At 57.5% G+C, this 21315-nt stretch carries 18 protein-coding genes; 11 read left to right on the forward strand and 7 right to left on the reverse strand.

What is annotated here, in order from left to right; all coding sequences use genetic code 11:
• Positions 1–368 precede the first annotated feature (368 nt).
• Complete coding sequence (locus tag LEP6406_RS0201840; RefSeq protein WP_027268750.1) at positions 369–1544, reverse strand: histidine kinase; 1176 nt, start codon at positions 1542–1544, stop codon at positions 369–371.
• Positions 1545–2264: 720 nt separating this feature from the next.
• Here LEP6406_RS0201840 and LEP6406_RS29905 point away from each other — a divergent pair.
• The 4 genes from LEP6406_RS29905 to LEP6406_RS0201860 all read left to right on the forward strand — a co-directional run bounded on the left by LEP6406_RS29905 (position 2265) and on the right by LEP6406_RS0201860 (position 7909).
• Positions 2265–2864, forward strand: coding sequence for a hypothetical protein (locus LEP6406_RS29905; protein ID WP_008312781.1), 600 nt, complete (start codon positions 2265–2267; stop codon positions 2862–2864).
• Positions 2865–3160: 296 nt separating this feature from the next.
• Positions 3161–3595 carry a hypothetical protein gene (locus LEP6406_RS0201850; protein ID WP_008312783.1) on the forward strand — a complete coding sequence of 145 codons (435 nt, stop codon included), beginning with the start codon at positions 3161–3163 and terminating at the stop codon, positions 3593–3595.
• A gap of 24 nt (positions 3596–3619) precedes the next feature.
• Complete coding sequence (locus tag LEP6406_RS0201855; RefSeq protein WP_008312785.1) at positions 3620–6889, forward strand: valine--tRNA ligase; 3270 nt, start codon at positions 3620–3622, stop codon at positions 6887–6889.
• Between the two features lie 453 nt (positions 6890–7342).
• Positions 7343–7909 (forward strand): transposase, encoded by a 567-nt coding sequence (locus LEP6406_RS0201860; protein WP_008312787.1) that lies wholly within the window; start codon positions 7343–7345, stop codon positions 7907–7909.
• A 418-nt stretch (positions 7910–8327) separates the two neighbouring features.
• Here the strand turns inward: LEP6406_RS0201860 and LEP6406_RS31820 are convergent, their stop codons facing one another.
• Complete coding sequence (locus LEP6406_RS31820) at positions 8328–9011, reverse strand: tetratricopeptide repeat protein (RefSeq protein ID WP_081748137.1); 684 nt, start codon at positions 9009–9011, stop codon at positions 8328–8330.
• Positions 9008–9673, reverse strand: a complete 666-nt coding sequence (locus LEP6406_RS26250; RefSeq protein ID WP_051463597.1) for a segregation/condensation protein A — start codon at positions 9671–9673, stop codon at positions 9008–9010. The genes LEP6406_RS31820 and LEP6406_RS26250 overlap by 4 nt, the downstream gene beginning before the upstream one ends.
• Positions 9674–9806: 133 nt before the next feature.
• Between LEP6406_RS26250 and LEP6406_RS0201880 the strand changes: the two genes are divergently transcribed.
• Positions 9807–10547: a Uma2 family endonuclease gene (locus LEP6406_RS0201880; protein ID WP_008312795.1), complete on the forward strand. Its 741-nt coding sequence runs from the start codon at positions 9807–9809 to the stop codon at positions 10545–10547.
• Positions 10548–10722: 175 nt separating this feature from the next.
• Here LEP6406_RS0201880 and LEP6406_RS0201885 read toward each other — a convergent pair whose 3' ends face one another.
• Together LEP6406_RS0201885 and LEP6406_RS0201890 are read right to left on the reverse strand one after the other, a co-directional pair.
• Positions 10723–11592 (reverse strand): segregation/condensation protein A, encoded by an 870-nt coding sequence (locus tag LEP6406_RS0201885; RefSeq protein WP_008312798.1) that lies wholly within the window; start codon positions 11590–11592, stop codon positions 10723–10725.
• A 75-nt stretch (positions 11593–11667) separates the two neighbouring features.
• Positions 11668–12027 (reverse strand): lipopolysaccharide assembly protein LapA domain-containing protein, encoded by a 360-nt coding sequence (locus LEP6406_RS0201890; RefSeq protein WP_008312800.1) that lies wholly within the window; start codon positions 12025–12027, stop codon positions 11668–11670.
• Positions 12028–12486: 459 nt separating this feature from the next.
• Here LEP6406_RS0201890 and LEP6406_RS0201895 point away from each other — a divergent pair, with 459 nt between their 5' ends.
• Together LEP6406_RS0201895 and LEP6406_RS0201900 are read left to right on the forward strand one after the other, a co-directional pair.
• Entirely contained in the window at positions 12487–12966 is a 480-nt protein-coding gene (locus LEP6406_RS0201895; protein WP_008312802.1) for a cupin domain-containing protein, read from the forward strand.
• Between the two features lie 146 nt (positions 12967–13112).
• Positions 13113–14846 carry a CocE/NonD family hydrolase gene (locus LEP6406_RS0201900; protein ID WP_008312804.1) on the forward strand — a complete coding sequence of 578 codons (1734 nt, stop codon included), beginning with the start codon at positions 13113–13115 and terminating at the stop codon, positions 14844–14846.
• On the opposite strand, the gene LEP6406_RS0201905 is transcribed toward LEP6406_RS0201900, so the two are convergent.
• Positions 14811–16196, reverse strand: a complete 1386-nt coding sequence (locus LEP6406_RS0201905; RefSeq protein WP_008312806.1) for a DUF2252 domain-containing protein — start codon at positions 16194–16196, stop codon at positions 14811–14813. The two genes, LEP6406_RS0201900 and LEP6406_RS0201905, sit on opposite strands and share 36 nt — an antisense overlap.
• 400 nt (positions 16197–16596) lie before the next feature.
• Here LEP6406_RS0201905 and LEP6406_RS26255 point away from each other — a divergent pair, with 400 nt between their 5' ends.
• From LEP6406_RS26255 to thiD, 3 genes are all read left to right on the forward strand, one after another.
• Complete coding sequence (locus LEP6406_RS26255) at positions 16597–17424, forward strand: cell division protein FtsQ/DivIB (RefSeq protein ID WP_008307840.1); 828 nt, start codon at positions 16597–16599, stop codon at positions 17422–17424.
• A 450-nt stretch (positions 17425–17874) separates the two neighbouring features.
• Positions 17875–18999, forward strand: a complete 1125-nt coding sequence (gene ftsZ / locus LEP6406_RS0201915) for a cell division protein FtsZ (protein ID WP_202807503.1) — start codon at positions 17875–17877, stop codon at positions 18997–18999.
• A 3-nt stretch (positions 19000–19002) separates the two neighbouring features.
• On the forward strand, positions 19003–19818 hold the full coding sequence (gene thiD / locus LEP6406_RS0201920; RefSeq protein WP_008307836.1) for a bifunctional hydroxymethylpyrimidine kinase/phosphomethylpyrimidine kinase: 816 nt from the start codon (positions 19003–19005) through the stop codon (positions 19816–19818).
• 34 nt (positions 19819–19852) lie between these two features.
• Here the strand turns inward: thiD and LEP6406_RS32555 are convergent, their stop codons facing one another.
• Positions 19853–20056, reverse strand: coding sequence for a hypothetical protein (locus LEP6406_RS32555; protein WP_008307834.1), 204 nt, complete (start codon positions 20054–20056; stop codon positions 19853–19855).
• 398 nt (positions 20057–20454) lie between these two features.
• On the opposite strand from LEP6406_RS32555, the gene gloB reads away from it, so the two are divergent.
• The gene (gloB, locus tag LEP6406_RS0201930; protein WP_027268712.1) at positions 20455–21228 is read left to right on the forward strand and encodes a hydroxyacylglutathione hydrolase; all 774 of its coding nucleotides are present in this window, start codon (positions 20455–20457) and stop codon (positions 21226–21228) included.
• Positions 21229–21315 lie beyond the last annotated feature (87 nt).

Raw genomic sequence — 21315 nt, forward strand, 5'->3', positions numbered from 1 at the left:
CCCAAATGGGAGGCTCAAAACCCGCCCTACCCAGTGCCGGGTAATCCAGGATTGAAGTGACCCGTGATTGGGTGTATGGCTAACGGCATTCAAGAAAGGGGTAGGGGCGCGGTTTCCGCGCCCAATGTAGCGGGTTGCAGAAAGCGTCGTGAAGGATCTCGGACTACGCTGAGGGATCGAGATTCCTCTCTCCGTTTCACTGCGCTCGGAATGACGGGCTGATTGTCATGCTGTTCGCGGAGCGACTTCTAAGAAACTTCCCTCTGTTTCTTCCGGGCATTACCCAACATTTTGGGTTGGGTCCGTTGCTCCGCAGGAGTAACGGAGTGGATGCGGATCAGATGGCGGAATGTACGCCTTGAGTCTTTTCAAGACCGATAGACTGGCAAAGTGAAAAAGAACTGGCTACCCACCCCCGGCGTAGACTCAACCCAGATGCGGCCATAGTGTGCCCGCAGGATGCGCCGACAGAGGGCCAGACCCAAGCCGTAGCCATCCTTAGCCTCATCTCGCTGGAGTCGGAAACTTTCTTCAAAGATTTTTTCCTGATTCTCCGTCGGAATCCCTGGCCCCGTGTCGCTGATAATTACTTGGACCTTTTGAGTGGTGCGGTGTAGGGCGCAGATGCTAATGTGTCCCCCCACTGGTGTGTACTTAATCGCATTATCCAGTAGGTTACACAGCACCCGCTGCACCTGGCTAGCATCAATATAGACGTGGGGTAAATCCTGGGGAATTTCTACATCAAGGGTCTGTTGGTTATGGTGAATTTTGCTGTTCATCGACTCCAGCACATCCACCAAGAGGAGGCGCAGGTTGGTTTCCTGAGGCTGGATTTGCAAATCAGCAGTTGCCCCCTTTGCCGTTTGCAGAATATCGGTAATCATCCGATCGATGGCACGGATCTGGGTCTTGGCGTGGCGCAGGAGTTGGGAGGTGAGCTCTGACGACAGTTTTGGCTTTTGATCTAGGGTTTGAGCCCGATGCCCCATCTCCAGAGTATCTACGGCGATGGAGGCTGCCGTGAGGGGATTGCGGAGGTCATGGGCCAGCATCGACACAATTCGATCCTTAAAGCGCAACTGGGCCTCTAGTTCCTCCCGATCTTGATTGAGGCGAAAGATTTCATCCGACAGCTTCATAATCTCAATGGAATGGACCAGATTTTCCTGATCCGAACCGTGGCCATTGGCATTATGTAGGCGCTGTTGGTAGAGCAACTCCAAGGTTAATTCCGCCTCCTGTTGCCATTGGGGCCACCAATGATCGAGTTGGGAGTCGATGGTGCTGCCCTTGAGCACCTGTTGGGGTCTAGGGGAAAATTTCACTAGTGCTGGGGTGGCCACGAGCTTGAAGTGCTCGGCTAGGTAGGGCTGTTCGCTGACATCCACCACATCTAAATTGAAGGGATGATCGCCTCCCAGTGTCTTGAGATGGTGACGTAGTTGCTGGGCGTATTCGCCAGAACTGGGGCGTTTATCAATAAACAACAGCAGTTTGATCGGCACCTGGACTGGATCAAACGCCTGGGTCAAGTCGTTCATACCCGTAGTTAGCATCCCCTCCCTGGGTATTCCTACTGTGGGCCTATTCTATTAGCCTATCCTGTTGCAGCGCGGGGTGGACTAAATCCCCCTAGACCTGGCTCCATTGCCCGTTACAGCAGTCGCTAGTGGTCTGCGGCGTAAATACTCTGACCGTTCTATCGTGGTACACCTCGGCCCCTCACCGTTCGGCTGAGCTCACGCCGAAGCCCTAGCCCTCTCCCACGGGGAGAGGGGACCAGAAAATGTTGGGCTGACTTAAGCGTAGGGGGAGCATCGCCCACCGGAGATCAGCATCCCGCACAAAAATTCGACCACCTCACTGCTGCTACCCCGCGCCGGAATGGAATTCCGCCGCTCATAGCTACCGTCCTCTTAAAGAGGACTCCTGAGCATTGAGTTCTCTTTAGAGAATGGCAGCGATTAGCCCGGTCATTTTAATGCCGGGTGGTTGGGGACGGTAGAGATCGCCCCACTGCTAGGGGGGTCGATTTCTGAGGTGGCACGACGGGGATGGTATTCCGTTGGCAATCACGATATTCCTAAATCAGGGCAGATATAACGGCCCTAATTACTGCTTTCCTTTACCTCTCTGCGAAGAGATGTTAAAGCCGGGGAAACTCCCCCACCAGCGGGATGCTGGGTCCACTACATTGGAATTACGATCATTCGTATTCCAAATAACAAATATAGAGAAATTCAGCCCCAAGGAGGGTCATCGTGATCAAACTCAGCACAATTCGCCAACTTTCCCTCGCCTCTGAGGGCTCTGTTCTGACGCTACCGTCTGCGGCAGCGATGTTGGGGCTAGGTCACCGATTACATCTAGGGCTGGGGGTGCTCGTCAGTGGCCTTGTGGGAGCCTTGTTGGTGGGGGCTATCGCTCAGGCCGAACCCGTTACCCCCAACGTGGGAGGCATTAGATCTACCGCTACCGCTGACCCCCTGTTGGGAGATGGGGTGTACTTTTATGGTCAAGCCCCCACCCCGGAGCAACTGGGCGCTGGGTACATGGTGTTCGAGTCTCAAGGCGATCGGGTGATTGGAGCTATCTACATGCCCCTATCCTCCTTTGATTGCTTTCAAGGGCGATTGAGCGGGGGCAATCTGGCTTTGCAAATTACTAACAGCTATAGTCAAGAAACCTATGGCTATGACGTTGCGATCGCAACTTCCCCCGCGATCGCCAGTGAGAACGGCGTGGCCATTCCCCTGTCCCTCCAAGGCTTCCATAACCTAGGTGCAGCGGGCGAATCGGAATTAGGACTGCTGCAAACCTGTAAAGGCGTTCTTTCTCCTAACCAAGGCCCTCAAATTTAGACGGGTATCAACTCCGGGTATCAACTCAAAGCGGGACCAATCTCCTGGGGAGGAGTTAGGGGCTAGAATTCAGTACCCTTCTGGCTCCTAACTCCTGAATTCCTCGGAGCCCATATTGTCTCGGCTTACGTTGACACCCCAATTCTCTGCCTTATTGCTTGAGCCAAAGCCCGCCGCACCATCGGTGGGCTTTGGCGTATATGTTCTGGGTAAGGGTGTTGTGGGTAACGGTGTTGACTGCGCTGTGGTAGTCGCTATCCTATGCTGTAACTTCGCGTTTACAAACAAGGTGAAGCGTGAACGCAGCGGAACAAGCAACCAGTATCGAATTCGCCAGCAAAATTGCCGCCGTTGTGGGCCTTTTCAAGACGGAATTCCCCGACTTGCGGGCCGATCTCAACCCCTGGGCCAATGACTACGACACCCAGGCCATGGTGGACCCCGACTCCATCGATCTGGGGTTCCACTTTCCGGGGGTGAGCCGCCGCCTCCAGTGTCGTAGTCTGCTGGTGCAGATTCGGTTTTGCTCTGGGCCAGACCAAGATCGCCGCGTCATTGGGTTGGAGGTGGCTGGATTTGACCACCGGGGCAAGCAGTGGAGCCTATCCACCATTGACCAGTGGGCATTTACCGGCAACAGTAGCCCGGAACCAGAAGTAGGAGATCGCCTTAGATACTGCTGCCGCCAAGTGTTTGAAGTGTTCAATGTGGCAGAATCATGGGGTAATTAAAGGCTTCTAGCTCCCCTATTTACGATGACGGCACCTACTCCGACCCTCTCCAGCCAATATGATCCGTCAGTGACGGAGGACAAGTGGCAGCAGGTTTGGGAAGCTCGCCATGTATTCCAGGCGGATCCGGATCACCCAGGGGAGCCCTTTTGCCTGGTGATTCCACCCCCCAATGTGACGGGTAGTCTCCACATGGGTCATGCCTTTGAACATGCCCTGATCGATACCTTGGTGCGGTATCAGCGGATGCAGGGGCGCAATACGCTGTGGCTGCCGGGGACCGATCACGCCAGTATTGCGGTGCAAACTATTTTGGAAAAGCAGTTCCAGGCCCAGGGCAAGAGCCGGGAAGCGGTGGGACGGGAGGCGTTCCTGGAGCGGGCTTGGGAGTGGAAGGCTGAGTCCGGCGGCAAGATTGTGAACCAGTTGCGGAAACTGGGGGTGTCCGTGGACTGGAGCCGGGAACGTTTCACGATGGACGAGGGGTTGTCCCAGGCGGTGATGACCGCCTTTACCCGCCTCTACCAGGAGGGGCTGATCTACCGGGGCAACTATATGGTGAATTGGTGCCCTGCCAGCCAATCCGCCGTGTCGGACCTAGAGGTGGAGCAGACAGAGGTGGAGGGTCATCTGTGGCATTTCCGCTATCCCCTGACGGATGGATCTGGCTATCTGGAGGTGGCTACGACTCGCCCCGAAACCATGCTGGGGGATACGGCGGTGGCGGTGAATCCTGAGGATGATCGCTATGGCGATCTGGTGGGTAAAACGGTGACCCTGCCGATCCTCGGGCGGGAGATTCCCATCATTGCCGATGACTACGTGGATCGGGAGTTTGGCACGGGTTGCGTCAAGGTGACCCCGGCCCATGACCCCAATGACTTTGCCATGGGGCAGCGCCACGATCTGCCCCTGATCACCATCATGAATCGGGATGGCACGCTGAATGCTCATGCGGGGCCGTTTGAGGGGTTGGATCGCTTTGAGGCCCGCAAGGCGGTGGTGGAGCGTCTGCGGCAAGATGGGGTGCTGGTGAAGACGGAGGATTATCGCCATACGGTGCCCTATAGCGATCGCGGCAAAGTCCCCGTGGAACCCCTGCTGTCTACCCAGTGGTTTGTCAAAATTCGGCCCTTGGCGGACAAGGCTCTGGATGCCCTGGACAATCACAACTCCCCCCGCTTTGTCCCAGATCGCTGGACCAAGGTCTATCGCGATTGGCTGGTGAACCTGCGGGATTGGTGCATTTCTCGCCAGCTCTGGTGGGGCCACCAAATTCCTGCCTGGTATGCGGTGAGCGAAACTGAGGGTGCGATCGCAGATCACACCCCCTTTGTGGTGGCATTGGACGAGGCATCAGCGCGGGAACAGGCCGTGGCCCAATTTGGCCCCGATGTGGTTCTAGAGCAGGATCCTGATGTGCTGGACACCTGGTTTTCCTCTGGCCTCTGGCCCTTCTCTACCCTGGGCTGGCCCGACGAGACGACCCCAGATTTCCAGACCTACTATCCCAACAGTGCCCTAGTTACGGGCTTCGACATTATTTTCTTCTGGGTGGCCCGCATGACCATGATGGCGGGGCACTTCACCGACACCATGCCCTTTGAAACGGTGTATGTCCACGGGCTGGTGCGGGACGAAAATAACCAGAAAATGTCCAAGTCCAAAAATAACGGCATCGATCCCCTGGTGCTGATTCAGAAATATGGTACCGATGCCCTGCGCTACACCCTGATTCGAGAGGTGGCCGGGGCCGGACAGGACATTCGCCTAGAGTACAACCGCCAGACCGATGAGTCGCCCTCGGTGGAAGCCTCCCGTAACTTCACCAACAAACTGTGGAACGCTGCCCGGTTTGTGATGATGAATCTAGAGGGGCAAACCCCGGCGCAATTGGGCTCCCCGGATCCCAGCACCTTGGAACTGGCGGATCAATGGATTCTCTCCCGCTACAACGGCGTGGTGCAGCGGGTGGTAACCCAATTGGACAAGTACGGCTTTGGGGAAGCGGCGAAGGATCTCTATGACTTCATCTGGGGAGATTTCTGTGACTGGTATATCGAGCTGGTCAAGTCTCGCCTTCAGGGTGACGGTCCCTCCAAGCGGGTGGCCCAGCAAACCCTGGCTCAGGTCCTAGACGGTATTCTGCGACTGCTCCACCCCTTCATGCCCCATATCACCGAGGAGGTGTGGCACACCCTGACCCAGGCGGAGGAGGGCCAGTTTCTGGCCCTGCAAGCCTACCCTGAGGTGAATCTGGGACTCGTAAACGGGGATCTGGAAACCCAGTTTGACCTGCTGATTGGGACCATTCGCACCATCCGCAATCTGCGGGCAGAGGCGGGCATCAAGCCCTCGATCCAGATTGAAACCATCCTGCAATCCGCCAGTGCCGAAGAGCGCCGCATTCTCCAGGCCACCCAAACCTACATCCAGGATTTGGCCAAGGTGGAAACCTTGAGGATTCGCAGTGGGGCGGAAGCTGCCGCCTCCCCCAGCACCAATGGGGAAGCTGCCGCATCCCCCGTCGCCAAGGCTGTAGACCCAGGCCCAGCTCTGGAAGCGATCGCGGCGGAGGTGACGGACTTTTGGGTGACGATGCGCCCCTTACTAGAGGAACCTCTGACCTATTTGAATCGCTTCTTCAGCGATTTTCGCCGTCCCGCCATTACGCTGCTGTTGCTGCTAACCCTGGTGATTACGTTGCAGGTCATCGCCGCCGTTCTTGGCGCTCTGGACAGTATTCCCCTTATCCCCGGGGTGTTGAAGCTGGTGGGGGTGGGCTATAGCCTCTGGTTTGTGCGGCAAAATCTCCTCAGTGTGGAGCAACGCCAAGCGACCTGGGCCAAGATCGGGGAATGGCGACGGCAAATCGTGGGCCAAACCCAATCCTGGATGCAGTCTTCCTCTACACCCGCTTCCGTGCCGACGCCCGCTGCCTCGACACCCGCTCCCTCGACGCCCGCATCTGTCCCGGCTCCAGATCCGGCTCCAGCCCCGGAACCCCTAGAGACTCCCCAGCCCCAACCGGAACCCAAGCTGTTCGCTGGGGTCGTGGGCACGGTGCAGGTGTTGATTCCCCTGACGGGGGTGGTGGATGTGGAAGCGCTGCGGGCCAAGCTGGAGAAGGATTTGGGCAAGATCGAAGGGGAGATCAATGCGCTCTCGGGCCGATTGGGCAATGCAGGCTTTGTGGCGAAGGCTCCCGCTGATGTGGTGCAGGGTGCCCGCGATGCCCTGGCGGAGGCTCAGCAGCAGGTGGAAATTCTGCGATCGCGCCTTGCCCTACTTTGATGTCGATTAGAGCTTTTTGACGACCATAGCGCACAGGGAAGTGGGGCGGCGAGTGATCGTTGTAGTTCAGTAAGCCCGTGGGTCTCGTCCCTCGACCCACGCTACCACTGATTGATATCACTGGTCTTGGTCGCCATATTGGGCGATAAATTCATCAACTGTTAATGATTTGGGATTTGCTTGAACCATCATCTAGCCTTGTTTTTTCGGATTTGGTAGAGAATAGAGCAATCTGGCGGGGTAGATGAGGGAAAAGCGGGAAAGGGGACAGGTTCCTAAACGCTAGCGTTTCGTGAATCCGAAATATGCCAGGAACCTGTCCCCTGACTGGGTGGATGGCGGAAGTGGCAAAGGGGACAGGTTCCTAAACGGTAGCGTTTCGTGAATCCTAGAATATGCCAGGAACCTGTCCCCTGGTGGGGCAGGTGGCGAGGGAGTTGCGGGAGAAAAGGGATGCCGAGACGGGTGCGGCAATTGGCGACGGGGCGTTATTACCACCTCTACAATCGCGGTCACAATCGCCAAGCAATTTTCTTTGAACCGGAGAACTATGGGCACTTTCTGCGGTTGTTTCGCCACCATGTGGCCACGCAGACAGTGGTGGTGACGGCCTACTGTTTGATGCCGAATCACTACCATTTTCTGGTTTTTCTGCGGGAGCCTGGGTTGTCGAGGGCAATGCAGCGCTTTGTGTTGGCTTACACCCATGGGATGAATCACCGCTATGGCCGCAGTGGGACGTTGTTTGGGGGGCGATTTCAGACGAAATGGGTGGATCGCGATGAGTATCTGCTGCATCTGACCCGCTACATTCACCTAAATCCGGTGAGGGCGGGTTTGGTGGAGCGCCCGGAGGATTGGCTATTTTCGAGCTATCAGGATTATGTGGGGTTGCGCCAGGGAACGTTGCCGCGATCGGCGGAGGTGTTGGCTCAGGTGGGCGGCACGGCGGCCTATCGTCAGTTTATGACGGTGATGGCGGAACCGCAGGTGTCAATTCAGCACCTTCTGTTGGATTGACTGGGGTCGGTTAAAAGCGGTTAAGGGGACAGGTTCCTCAACGGTAGCGTTGCGGTGAATCCGGTTACTCTCCAGGAACCTGTCCCCTGGTGCAGGGTTGCTAATTGGTTGCGTTTTGGTGAATTCCGGAATATGCCAGGAAGCTGTCCCCTGGGTTGGCGGGCAGGTTGGAGCGGTTAAGGGGACAGGTTCCTCAGCGGAAACGCTTTGGTAGATCCGGTTACTCTCCAGGAACCTGTCCCCTGGCGCAGGGTGGCTAATTGGTTGCGTTTTGGTGAATCCCGGAATATGCCAGGAAGCTGTCCCCTGGGTTGGCGGGCAGGTTGGAGTGGTTAAGGGGACAGGTTCCTGAACGGTAGCGTTGCGGTGAATCCGGTTACTCTCCAGGAACCTGTCCCCTGGCACAAAAGAGTCAGGGTTAGGGCTGCTCTAGTGCAGCTTGCAGCAGGGCTATAGCTTGGTCAATGTCTGCGGGCGGTTGGGGGCAACGGGCAAGAAGTTGGGCCATTTCCAGGGATTCTTTGAGGAGCCCTTTGGCAGATTGGACCTGTTGGATAGTGGTGGCGAATTCTTCAATGATGGTTGGGGAAGCGGCTAGGGCTAGTTGAACTAGGCAACGGTCTAGCTGTGCTTGTGGAGAGGTATCCGTTGCGAGGGATAGGCTCTTTTGCCAGTTCTCTAAAGCCGTGTCGTTGTTATTCTGTAGTGCATTTACCAAGCCCAACCCGAAAAAGAATATGTTGCGATATTGAGATTGTTCATCACTCAAATCTAAGGCATTTCGGAAAGCTAATTCTGCTTCTGAAAACTTATTTTTTTTTAGATAAACCTCGCCAAAACTGTAGTGAGCAGGAGCAGATTTAGGGTTGAGTCTGATTGCCTGTTGGTAAGCGGTGATTGCCTCTTCGTAACGTCCTTGAGCACAGTGAATGATACCGATTCCAATGTAAAGAGTGTCTTCCTCAGGAAAAAGAGCAATTGCTCTTTGACAGATATTTGTTGCTTCAACATAACGTCCTTGGTGGTAGTAAACGCCAGCAAGATCGAATTGTAATTCAGAGTCCTTGGGAGCAAGAACAATTGCACTTTGACAAGCATCTATTGCTTTATCATAACGTCTTTGGTAAGGGCAAAGGCGGGGATTTCGGGATCATTCTCGTCGAGGGGAACCTGCTTGAGATTGCGGACCTGAAGATCTTGGTAGAACTCCTGCTGAGACAGCTCCACCTTCGACTGGGCGGAGAGGTACAGCAGCCCCCAAAACACCCCCACCCGCTCATGTTTCTCTGCCTCGATGGGATCCTCCGGTACATGGTCATCGACCAAAATCGCGGGGCGATATTTGGGCCACTGAACAAGCAATTCTTCAAAATCGAGCCAGCGCAGTTCCGTCTCAATCTCTTGCCAATACTGGTCCAGAAAGCGTTCTAAGGCGGCGGCAATTTCCGAGAGATTTTCCTGGTGGGCCAGTTGGGTAATGGCCCGTACCGCCTGCCCCTTGGGATGGGGACGGGCACGGCGGGCACGGACGCGGGGGGGCTGGTCCACCACCACCGCTGCAATGGTTTCGAGCTGCTCGATGAGTTCCTGGAGGGTGACTTGGCGGCGCTCGGGGGGAGGTGCGATCGCAGGGAGGGATCTGGTCTGGCTCTTAGACCGAGAGGTTACTCCCAGAGAAGCCGTTTCGCGTCTACGATTCCGCTCCGCTCCATTACTCCGTTGGAGTCGAGGAGATGAAAAGTCATCGGGCTGTCCCCGCAACACTCCGCCAGGGGACGGGTTCCTAGGGATTGGGCCGCTGCGTAGTCCAGATCCCTGTCTCGGAACCCGTCCCCTCTCCAGGACAACCCGCCCGTTAGAATAGGCACACCCTGACAACTCCACCCCAACCCTCGCCATGGTGAATGTTGAGACCCTAAACCGCGTCCCCACCGCACCGCCACCTACCCCCACCGACCTCGCGGCCTTCCTCTACCCCGATTCCGATGGCAAACCCATGGCCGAAAATACCGTCCAGTACGATTGGATTGTGCGTCTGGTCAGCAATCTGAAGCGGCTGTTAAAGGATCAGGTCGCCTTTGTGGCGGGGGATTTGCTCTGGTATCCCGTCCAGGTAGAAAAGCCTCCCGCCCCCTCCCAAGCCCCCGATGCCATGGTGGTGCTAGGACGGCCCGCTGGAGAACGGGGCAGCTATAAGCAATGGAAAGAGGAAAACATTCCCCCCCAGGTGGTCTTTGAGATTATTTCCCCTAACAACAGCGCTCGGGAAATGCTGGCCAAGCAGGAGTTCTACAGCCGCTATGGGGTGTTGGAAATGTTTTTCTATGATCCAGAATCCCTTGATTTCTGGGGATTGGTGCGCTCTTCCCCTGGGGAAGACTTTACCTCGGTGATGGCAATGCAACTTCCCTGGAGTTCGCCCATATTGGGGATTCGGTTTGAGCTATTTGAGGATGGCTTGGGGGTGTTTTATCCCGATGGCACCCCCTTTCAAGACCCGGATCAGGTCTTTGAGGAACGCGATCGCGCCCAAGAAGAACGCGATCGCGCCCAAGAAGAACGCGATCGCGCTCAAGCGGAACGCGATCGCGCCTGGGCCAAACTCCAGGAACTGGGTATCGACCCTAGCCAACTGTGACCGACTGCTGTTGGGTTTCACTGCGTTTTACCCAACCTACGCAAACTCACAATTTATAGCGCTTCTCACTCGGGTTAAGTACAGGCAAGGGGCTTAAGCCCCTTGTTCCCCGAATTGCCATCAAGTTGAGCTGTACCTTATCCATTAGGGAAGCGCTATAAAAACTGACAATCCACTAGTCCGGCAGGGCAAAGGCGGGGATTTCGGGATCATTCTCGTCGAGGGGAACCTGCTTGAGATTGCGGACCTGGAGGTCTTGGTAGAACTTCTGCTGAGACAGCTCCACCTTGGACTGGGCGGAGAGGTACAGCAGCCCCCAAAATACCCCCACCCGCTCATGTTTCTCCGCCTCGATGGGATCCTCTGGTACATGGTCATCGACCAAAATGGCGGGACGATATTTGGGCCACTGGACGAGCAATTCTTCAAAATCGAGCCAGCGCAGTTCCGTCTCAATCTCTTCCCAATACTGGTCTAGAAAGAGTTCTAATGCAGCGGCAATTTCTGAGAGGTTTTCCTGGTGGGCCAGTTGGGTAATGGCCCGTACCGCCTGCCCCTTGGGATGGGGACGGGCACGGCGGGCGCGGACGCGGGGGGGCTGGTCCACCATCACCGCTGCAATGGTTTCGAGCTGCTCGATGAGTTCCTGGAGGGTGACTTGGCGGCGCTCAGGGGGAGGTGCGATCGCACGTCGATGGAGATGGTGTTCCAAATTCCGGGGCAGGGGAATGTGGGCTAGGTCTTCTTCCTCTAGGAAGGGGTCTACCTCTAGAGCCGCCTCTGCCGCCTCGACCTCTGCCCGAACCAGGGTATCGGCCTTCAGCAGCACCAGCATAGAGGCATAGAGAAAGGCTTGGCCCGACTCCGACAGACTAGCTTCATAGGGGGATTGTCCCGGCCCCGGTAACCGGACGGGGTCGGTGCGTAGCGTTTGCAAAAATCGATCAATGGCATCGATGACCTTGACATCCCAGGGATCAATTTCCCCTTTTTCCGCCAGATCGATGAGAAACGCGATCGCATTTTGGGCCAGGGACACCGCCATTACCCCCAGTGCCCCCTATCGAGTTGAGACTGGGGTGTCGTGGGGAAACTGAATCCCATGGCCTCCCGAATTAGCTTAGTTGGCATAGGCTTCACTGCCATCCCCGTCGCCGTCTTTAGAAGCAGGGAGCAACGGCTTTTGTTCCTCCAATTCCACCCGATAGCGCTCCACATCTTGCTCCAGTTCTTGAATCCGAAGTTCGCGCTGTTGGACCTGTTTGCCCACAGAGACATAGCCCTGCACCTGCACCCAGACACTAAACACCCAGGCCAGCACAGCCCCGATACCCATGGACACAATCAGCTCCACACAGAGGGGGGCTTCTATATCAATACCCTGCACAACATGGATTGCGACGGGGTCGGTATTTTCAATACCGAACAGAACCAATGCAAGGCTAATGACAAAGATGACGACAAAGTTGACCTGTCGCATGGTGGTGACTCCTAACCTCGTCCGCAAGTGTATTTTGTTCTGACTATTCTCCCCAGTACTAGGGGCTGTGGACAATCAAAGCCAGAGTTCTGGTTATAGGGCGGTTACAGCCCCTAGCCTGCTTCAGTAGGGCGGGCGTGGTCATGCCTACCCCGCAAGGGTTACCTCGTTAATTGTCCACACGCCCTAGAACTAGGGAGAATTTTCCCTACTATATTTCCAATCGGCGATCCCTGTGTAGCGCGGCGGAGATGAGCTGGACGGGCTATGAAGAATGTTGCTGGGGTTACCCCCACCCTATAAGGGCTCTGTTATCAAGGGAGGGAGTTAGGGATCTGCGGGTTAATCGTGTAGCAAGTGGCCAGGTTTTCTCCCTTCAGGAGAAAGCCCGATCAGCGGGTACGTTATTTTCCTGCGAGTCCCTGACTACGGTTTTTCTAATCTTCCCGAGCCTGCCCCATGAACCCGACGAGTTGTGCGGTCCCCACCAGTTGCGTTCTGCCCATCATCAAGTCCCCGGTGGACTACCAAGCCTTTCGCATTAGCCCCACGGATAGCAACCGTTTGGCCCTGGTGTTTGACCCTGTTATTGCCAACATGTCCCTAACCTACTGTGTGGAAATCTTTGATGTGGGGGGCAAGACGCCCCCCAATCGCCACCAGGTCGCTGTCGAAATGTTTTTTGTGCTCAAGGGAGAAGGACTCGCCACCTGCGACGGCAAGACCGTGACCATCGGGGCTGGAGACAGCATTCTCGTGCCCCCCAATGGCGTGCATGTGGTGGAAAATACCGGCCCCACCCGCCTCTATGCCCTGTGCATCATGGTCCCGAATGAAGATTTTGCTGAGCTGATCCGCAGCGGCACCCCGGCGGAACTGGATGCGGAGGACTTTGCCGTGTTGCGCCGCACCGATGTCCTGGTTCCCGTCGCGTCCTAGGGCTCTGGTCAGCCCTGATTTTGTGGGGATGACTGTTCTTGGCATGACATCCTTGCGGTGCATTGCTTCGCGTGGGCGAAGCCACGCCTTAGCGTTATGCACCCTACGGCACTTACAAAGGCAAAGTTGACAGACCACTAGTTGTGATGCCCAGCTACCGGAAACAAACCCAATCCCTGACCACCCGCGACGGCGTGCGGTTGGATGCGGATTTGTACCTGCCGCCGGGAGATGGCCCGTTCCCCGTCCTGCTCATGCGCCAGCCCTATGGACGGGCCATCGCCTCCACGGTGGTTTACGCCCACCCCAGTTGGTACGCCGCCCAGGGGTATCTGGTGGTGATCCAGGATGTGCGGGGACGGGGCACCTCGGCGGGTCGTTTTGAGCTATTTGCCCACGAGGTCGAGGATGGCTATGACACGGTGGAGTGGGCTGCCCAGTTGCCCCAGAGCAATGGCCGGGTGGGCATGTATGGCTTTTCCTACCAGGGCATGACCCAGCTCTACGCCGCCCAGGCCCAGCCCCCTGCCCTCCAGGCGCTGGCTCCGGCTATGGTGGGCTACCATCCCTACGCCGACTGGGCCTACGAAAATGGGGCACTGCTGCTCCAGGCGGGGGCAGGTTGGGCGATGCAACTGGCGGCGGAGACAGCGCGACTGGCGGGGGATCGGGTGGCCTATCAAGCCCTGTATCGGGCTGCTCGTCAGGGCAGCTACACCGACGCGGTGCCCGCCGCCCCGGAGGTTCTCAGCCGCTATGGGCCTGAGTCCTTTTGGCATGATTGGTTGGCCCACCCCCACCCAGATGCCTACTGGCAGGGCTTGATTCCCGATCTGAGGGCGGTGGATCTGCCCATGCTCCATGTGGGGGGCTGGTTTGACCCTTACTTGCGGGGAGATCTGCGCCTCTATCAGGAAATGGCCCACCGCAGCCAGCAGCCCCAACTCCTATGGGTCGGTCCCTGGGGCCATCTACCCTGGGGGCGGCGATTGGGGGATCGCGACTTTGGCCCCGAGGCCCACAGTCCCATCGATCGGCTGCAAATCCGCTGGTTTGATCATTGGCTGAAGGGAAAGGATAGGGGGCTGATGGCGGAACCGCCGGTGCGGCTGTTTGAGATGGGCCGGAATTACTGGCGCAGCTTTGATCGCTGGCCGGAGGGAAATTCCTATCTCTGGTATCCCCGAAGTCGGGGGATTCCGACCATGCGTCCCCAGGAGGGGCAGTTGGTGGAGGCTCTGTCTGAGGAGAACGTGACGCTAGGGGTGCAGGGAGATCAGGGGCCGGAATTTCTGCACCCTCCTGCCCAGGCTGCGTCACCGTCCCAGGTGCCACCGGAGATAGACGTGCTGGTCCATGATCCCTGGCGACCCGTGCCCTCCCTAGGGGGCCATGCTGCTATCCCCGCTGGTCCCTATGTGCGATCGCAGTTGGACGATCGCAGTGATGTTCTCACCTACACCAGTGCCCCCTTTCTCCAAAGGTGTACCCTGGCCGGGGTTGTGACGGTGACGGTGACCTGCCAAGCGGATGCCCCTAGTTTTGATCTCAGCGCGGTGCTGTCTGAAGTGCAGCCCAATGGAACTGTCTATGCCTTTACCCAGGGCTATGGTCGCTTTGATGTGCCCCCGGATGAGTTTCATCGCTGTGAGGTGCCGCTTCAGCCCACCTGCATTGCGATCGCAGCGGGCCATACCCTGCGCCTCAGCCTCAGCGCCTCCTGTTTCCCGGCCTACGCCCTCAACCCCGGCACGGGAGCGCCCGCCGCCACCAGTACGGTCTTCGATGCCCGCATCATCACCTTGAGGGTTGCCCTGGGGCCGGAGAGTGGCACCCATCTGGCCCTACCCCTCCTCCTGAATCGCTGCCTGGATGGGTAAACGCCCCGAGGCTACAGCGGCCTGCATGGCCTCGTAGTCCTGCTGATTTTGACGGGCATAGGCCAGGGCAAAGTTGGCCACCGCCCGATCAAATCCGTCCCCCTTGCCCAAGTAGCCGCCGATCATCGCCGGGTCGCCAGAGCGGGCATGGGCCAAAGCCAGGGTAGAGCCGCAGATTTCCCCATAGGCCGCCAAGCCCTGGACCGACATGCCCTTAAGGCGGATGGCGGTTTTCATGTCCCGCAGTTGACGGAAATAAAAGTCGCGTCCGGTGCGATCGCTGGTCCATCCCAGCAGGATGTCACTGGCGGCCTGCACCATGCGCTGACCACTGACAATCCGCTGCCCCTCGTGGTCATAGGGACTTTTGCCCGCATAGGGCTCCAGTACGGAGGGGCGGGCCTCCTTATATTGCAGAATCAACCCATCCGTTTCATCCGCCATGAGCAGCGCCACCCCGCAGTGGGTGCCGACACTTCCCACCCCCACCACCCGCACCGCCACATCCACCAGATGGTAGCGATCCAGAAAAAACTGATGGTTGTCTTGAAGGGTTTGGCGATACTGACTAAAGAGGGCCTCGATGGTCTGGAAGTAGGTGTCAAAATCGGCAGGATGGTACACCAGGGGCGGCTCCTCCCGAAATCGCCGTTGCCCCGCCACGATTTCCGTCAGACTGTCAAAGGCTTGTTCGGGGGTGCGCTTGTAGGCGCGGGAAATCATCTCCTGCCAGTGGTGATGGATTTCCTCACTGGGGGCGTGGTCCAGCACCAGTTCCGCATCTAGGCAGGCGTACCACACCTCCAAGGCCCTCTGCTGGCCATAGTCTCGAATCGAGTCCCGATAGGCGTGGACAGCTTTTTGGGCGATGGACCCACAGTCTGCCTCCGAGAAGCCTAGATCCTGACCTGCAATCACCAGGCTGGTGGTTAGGCGCTTAATGTCCCATTCCCAGGGGGCAGGTAGGGTTTCGTCAAAATCATTCAGGTCAAAGATCAGATTACGCTCGGGGGTGGCAAAGCCGCCAAAGTTGAGCAGATGACAATCGCCGCAGGCTTCCACCCGCAACCCTGTAACGGGGGTAGTGGCCATGTCGGTGGCCATAATCAGCGCACTGCCGCGAAAAAAGGTGAAGGGGGAAGCCAGCATCCGCCCATGGCGCAGGGGAATTAAACCGGGATCTCGCCCCTGGTTGGACTGCTCAATCAGATCTACGGGATCTGGGCGCAGGGTCGCGGGCTGCCACTCGCCATGGGCGGAGCGGGGCACCTGTTTCCGCAGCGCCTTGCCCGTAGCCCAGCGTTGCGATCGCGAGAGTCCTGGTTGGATGCTGGGGAGGGGGAGGGGCATGGAGGAGTGTGAGGGTGGATGGGTGTGAGGGTGGGGGGGTATTGGGGAGATGGGGTATTGGGGGGTTGGGGAGATTTCCTGGTGCCCTGGCTCTGCCTGGGTGCCTCTTCTGGAGGCTCTGCCTCTCCTGTATTCCGTAGGGGCAATCCCTTGTGGTTGCCCTTGTTGCCGGGTGACCGGTGCTCGTGTGTGGGTAGGTGGGGGTAGGGGCGAGCGGTGCTCGCCCTGCCGGGGAGTGGGGTGTTGAGGTAAATTCCGTAGGGGCGGGTTTAGCCCGTATGTACCGGGTAATTCAGGATGGGAGGCTCAAAACCCGCCCTGCCTGTCGCCGAGTAATCTATTCTTATCAGCCAGCTCAGCCAGATTTCCTGTTGTCCAATCGTCAATCTAACGAGGTCGCATGTCGGAGTTTATCTCCCTTTCTCCAGAAGAATTGGCCACACGCCGTCGGCAACTGCGTCAGCAGCGGCGGCTCCGGGGTCTCCAAACCCTGTGGCGGACGACGGCGGTGTCGGGGCTGGCGGCGGGGGCCTGTTGGCTGCTGGCCCAGCCTTTTTGGTTGATTCAGAGTCCGGCTCAGGTGGTGGTCCAGGGCAACGAGCGCCTCACTGATGAAACCATTCAAACCCTGCTGCCCCTGGACTATCCCCAATCCCTCCTGGCTCTGGAACCAGAGGCGATCGCAGATTTGTTGCGATCGCAGTCTCCCATCACTGAGGCCACAGTGGTCCGACATCTGCTACCCCCTCGGCTAGAAGTATGGGTGCAGGAGCGGCAACTGGTGGCTGTTACCGCCCCCGTTCTCTCCGCCCAGCAGGAGCCCGGACTACTAGACGCTATGGGCAACTGGCTTCCCCAAGCCAGCTTCAGTGCCTTTGTCACCGACTGGCCCCTGCCCACCTTGGTAGTTGAGGGCTATACCCCCGTCTATGAGGGGCAGTGGCGCAGCCTCTATGCCGCCCTTCAGGCCAGCCCCATCACGGTGAACCGATTAGACTGGCGGGATCCCAGCAATTTGATCCTGCACACCAACCAGGGCATCGTTCATCTTGGTCCCTACGAAGCCCATCAGTTTGCTCAGCAGCTCAAAACCTTGGCCCAATTGCGGCCCCTGATGGAGTCGGATCAAGCTCCTCCTCAAGCCTATTTAGACCTCAGCAATCCTGAGCAGCCCGTACTGCAAGGGGCGACCCTAGACACTGGCTCCAGGGATGGCTCCGAGGGATGACTCCGAGTATTCTTAAGGAGACATAAAGGTTGGGTGAATTTTTAAGCAATATGGCGTCATATTTATGAGCCATTTTTGGAATCCCTGAGTACCCTTAAAGCCGAAGCAAATCTTCGATTAACGACGGCCAATCAGGGGCAATTCGGCCCTATTTAGTGGATCCACCCCAGTTTGGCTTTTCTAGGTGAAGTGGCCTATAGTGATTTGAAATTGCTCAGGGTCGGCCCCCTAGACTTCGGTTGCCTGTGCCCAGCGGATGCTATGTCCAACGAAGTGATACCTACAAACCCTGACTCAGACTGTCTTTCAGTCGATGGGCTACAACCTGTTCAGGAGAGTCCTGAAGCATTAGTGTCAACTGATGGTAAGGTAGTCGCTTATTCGACTCCCATAACGAACTCTGGTCACCTTGACAGCCTATCCAGTGGCCGAGGAGTAATGACTGGAGAGATGCTCCTAAACGGTGATACTGTGCCCAGCAACATTGCCAAAATTAAAGTGATCGGCGTCGGTGGTGGCGGGTGTAATGCCGTCAATCGCATGATCAGTAGTGGCGTGTCCGGGATTGAATTTTGGACAGTCAATACGGACGCCCAAGCGTTGGGCAACGTCCATACTGAAAACGCGCTACCCATCGGCCAGAAACTCACTCGGGGTCTTGGGGCCGGGGGCAACCCTGCCATTGGCCAAAAAGCAGCGGAGGAGTCGCGGGATGAGATTGCAGCGGCTTTAGAGGAAGCAGATCTGGTTTTCATCACCGCTGGTATGGGGGGCGGTACAGGGACGGGAGCTGCCCCCATCGTTGCGGAGGTGGCGAAGGAAGCTGGAGCTCTGACGGTAGGCGTAGTGACGCGGCCCTTTACCTTTGAGGGACGGCGACGGACGGCACAAGCAGAAGAGGGCATTAGTGCCTTACAAACCCGTGTCGATACGCTGATCGTTATCCCTAACGACAAGCTGCTATCGGTGATCTCGGAGCAGACCCCGGTGCAAGAAGCTTTCCAGGCGGCGGATGATGTGCTGCGCCAAGGGGTCCAAGGTATCTCTGACATCATCACGATTCCGGGACTGGTAAACGTAGACTTTGCCGACGTGCGAGCGGTTATGGCTGACGCGGGCTCTGCCCTCATGGGTATCGGTATTGGCTCTGGTAAGTCTCGGGCGCGGGAAGCTGCGATCGCAGCTATTTCCTCTCCACTCCTAGAAGCATCCATCGATGGCGCTTCTGGGGCCGTTTTCAACATTACGGGGGGCAGCGATCTCACCCTCCATGAAGTCAATGCTGCCGCTGAGATTATCTACGAAGCGGTAGATCCCAACGCCAACATCATCTTTGGGGCAGTCATTGACGATCGCCTTCAGGGAGAGGTGCGGATCACGGTGATTGCCACCGGATTCAACATTGACAGCCAGCAGATCCGCCAGGAAACAGCGGCCCGGATTACGCCCCTTCAGCGCACCAGCCTGATGTCTCCTCCCCTAGGGAGCAGTAGTAATACGGGAGGGGCTGGCGGCAACAGCGGCACCCTGGACATCCCAGAGTTCTTGCAACGGCGACGGCCCGGTAGTCGCTAAGAGATGGCGGTTGCCTTAACGCCCCCCGTGGCTTTAACGATTGCGGGCTCCGACAGTGGTGGTGGTGCGGGTATCCAGGCGGATCTCCGCACCTTTGCCTTCCATCAGGTCCACGGCACCAGTGCGCTTACCTGCATCACTGCCCAGAATACCTGTGGGGTGACCCGAGTCGATGCCCTCTCCCCAGCAGCGGTGACGGCCCAAATTGAGGCAGTTGTGTCCGATATCGGCGTCCAGGGGATCAAAACGGGGATGCTGCTGAATGCGGGCATTATGGCAGCGGTGGTGGGAAGTCTAAAGTCCTTGGCCTCGGTGCCCCTAGTGGTGGACCCAGTGATGGTGTCCCGCACGGGAGCCCAGTTGATCGATGATGCGGCCATTGATACCCTACGCCAAGCGCTGCTGCCCTTGGCGACGGTGTTGACCCCTAACCGTTACGAAGCTCAGATACTGGCGGGGATCGAGATTCATACCCTGGCGGATATGGAGCAGGCAGCTCGCACGATTCACTCCCTCGGTCCCCAGGCGGTGCTCGTCAAGGGGGGGAGCATGGTGGGGGATCTGCGGGGGGTGGATCTATGGTTCGATGGCCATGAGGCGATTACTCTCCGTACCGAAACCGTGGAGACTACGGATACCCATGGGACGGGTTGTACTCTAGCTGCCGCGATCGCGGCTAATCTTGCCCTCGGCCACAGTCCCCTCGCCGCTACCCAACGGGCCAAGGACTACGTCACTCAAGCACTACACTATGCCCTGCGGCTGGGCCGGGGCCAAGGCCCCGTGGGTCATTTCCATGTTCTTCTGGAGCGCCCATAGGGCTCATAGGGTTTCCCCTGATGCCAACGGAACACTAGTCTACTAAAACCACTTTGCCCTGACGGATGGCATCGAGAAGATGGCTAATTTGGCTGCGATTGCTGGCATCAAGGCTTGGATCCGACAGAAGGGCTGAGGTGAGAGCCAGATGGTCACGGCGACTAATACGCCGTTGCCGCATGGCCTCCTGTATCAACGGAGAGACACCTGCGGGACGATTCTGTGGAACTAATACCATGACGATTGCTCCTAGCCGATGCGGTGGGGCAGCTTCCGACTCCCTGGAATCTAGATCTAGAGCCCCGTCTGGGCCGGTATGGCGTGACTGGGAGAAGAATGCCTGCGGGGATTCTCTAGGTTAGCAAAGATACCTTGGGAATTCCCGTATTGAACACTCTACGGAGATGTGATGGCTCGGCCATCGGCGGAGTTGCGGATCTAGGGTAGGGGCGGGGGAAGGGGATGGGTGGTTCTGCGGAGAGGTTGGGATGCCTACACTGGAGGGGGGAGATGCCTATGGGCTGTTCGGCTGATTGCCCCCAGTTCTGCAAAGGGCGAAAAACAGAGGGCGAAAAGCAGAGGGCGAAAAGCCTTTCGCCCCTACTTGGTATTATTGGGTTACCTGAAATGCTTGTTATGCACATTCACCGTCTCAATGCCCTCTGGGACAACTACATTTTCCTCCTCCATGACCCAGACACTGCGACGGCAGCGGTGGTGGATCCCGCTGAGGCGGAACCTGTGCTGAAAAAGCTGGCGGAATTGGGGGCGACCCTCACCACCATTTTCAACACCCACCACCATGGAGACCATGTGGGGGCTAATCTGGCCCTGTTGCAGCGCTATCCCGAAACGGTGGTCTATGGTGGCGAGAAAGACCGCGATCGCATTCCCGGTCAGCAGGTGTTTCTCAAGTCTGGGGACACTGTCAGCTTTGCCGGACGCAGCGCCCAAGTCTTCTTCGTCCCCGGCCACACCCGCGCCCATATCGCCTATTACTTTCCCCCAGTTCCGGGCAATACCTGGGGAGAACTGTTCTGCGGCGATACCCTCTTTGCCGGGGGGTGCGGGCGGCTGTTTGAGGGGACTCCAGCCCAGATGGTAGATTCCCTGTCAAAACTGCGATCGCTACCCGACACCACCCGCATCTGGTGTGCCCACGAATACACCCTCAGCAATCTAAAATTCGCCCTCACCCTCGAAGCCGAGAACTCCGCCCTGCAAAGCCGGTTTGCCCAAGTCCAAACTGTCCGCCAGCAGGATGGAGCAACGGTGCCCTCAGAATTGGGCCTAGAGAAGCAGACAAACCCCTTTCTCCGTTGGGACCACCCCACCCTAATGGCCATCGCCCACACCCAAGATCCCATCAAGACCTTCGCCCATATTCGTAATCTGAAGGATCAGTTTTAAGGATTACCCGACCCAGCGACACCCTGCATTGGGCACGGAAACCGCGCCCCTACCCCCCACCCCAATATCGGTCACCCGGCAACAAGG

The organism is Leptolyngbya sp. PCC 6406, assembly GCF_000332095.2.
GTDB lineage: Bacteria > Cyanobacteriota > Cyanobacteriia > Phormidesmidales > Phormidesmidaceae > PCC-6406.

Coding starts and splice junctions, on each gene's coding strand:
- LEP6406_RS0201840 (WP_027268750.1), bottom strand. CDS start 1,544: ATGAACGACTTGACCCAGGCGTTTGATCCAGTCCAGGTGCCGATCAAA.
- LEP6406_RS0201855 (WP_008312785.1), top strand. CDS start 3,620: ATGACGGCACCTACTCCGACCCTCTCCAGCCAATATGATCCGTCAGTG.
- LEP6406_RS0201860 (WP_008312787.1), top strand. CDS start 7,343: ATGCCGAGACGGGTGCGGCAATTGGCGACGGGGCGTTATTACCACCTC.
- LEP6406_RS0201880 (WP_008312795.1), top strand. CDS start 9,807: ATGGTGAATGTTGAGACCCTAAACCGCGTCCCCACCGCACCGCCACCT.
- LEP6406_RS0201885 (WP_008312798.1), bottom strand. CDS start 11,592: ATGGCGGTGTCCCTGGCCCAAAATGCGATCGCGTTTCTCATCGATCTG.
- LEP6406_RS0201890 (WP_008312800.1), bottom strand. CDS start 12,027: ATGCGACAGGTCAACTTTGTCGTCATCTTTGTCATTAGCCTTGCATTG.
- LEP6406_RS0201895 (WP_008312802.1), top strand. CDS start 12,487: ATGAACCCGACGAGTTGTGCGGTCCCCACCAGTTGCGTTCTGCCCATC.
- LEP6406_RS0201900 (WP_008312804.1), top strand. CDS start 13,113: ATGCCCAGCTACCGGAAACAAACCCAATCCCTGACCACCCGCGACGGC.
- LEP6406_RS0201905 (WP_008312806.1), bottom strand. CDS start 16,196: ATGCCCCTCCCCCTCCCCAGCATCCAACCAGGACTCTCGCGATCGCAA.
- LEP6406_RS26255 (WP_008307840.1), top strand. CDS start 16,597: ATGTCGGAGTTTATCTCCCTTTCTCCAGAAGAATTGGCCACACGCCGT.
- ftsZ (WP_202807503.1), top strand. CDS start 17,875: ATGCTCCTAAACGGTGATACTGTGCCCAGCAACATTGCCAAAATTAAA.
- thiD (WP_008307836.1), top strand. CDS start 19,003: ATGGCGGTTGCCTTAACGCCCCCCGTGGCTTTAACGATTGCGGGCTCC.
- LEP6406_RS32555 (WP_008307834.1), bottom strand. CDS start 20,056: ATGGTATTAGTTCCACAGAATCGTCCCGCAGGTGTCTCTCCGTTGATA.
- gloB (WP_027268712.1), top strand. CDS start 20,455: ATGCACATTCACCGTCTCAATGCCCTCTGGGACAACTACATTTTCCTC.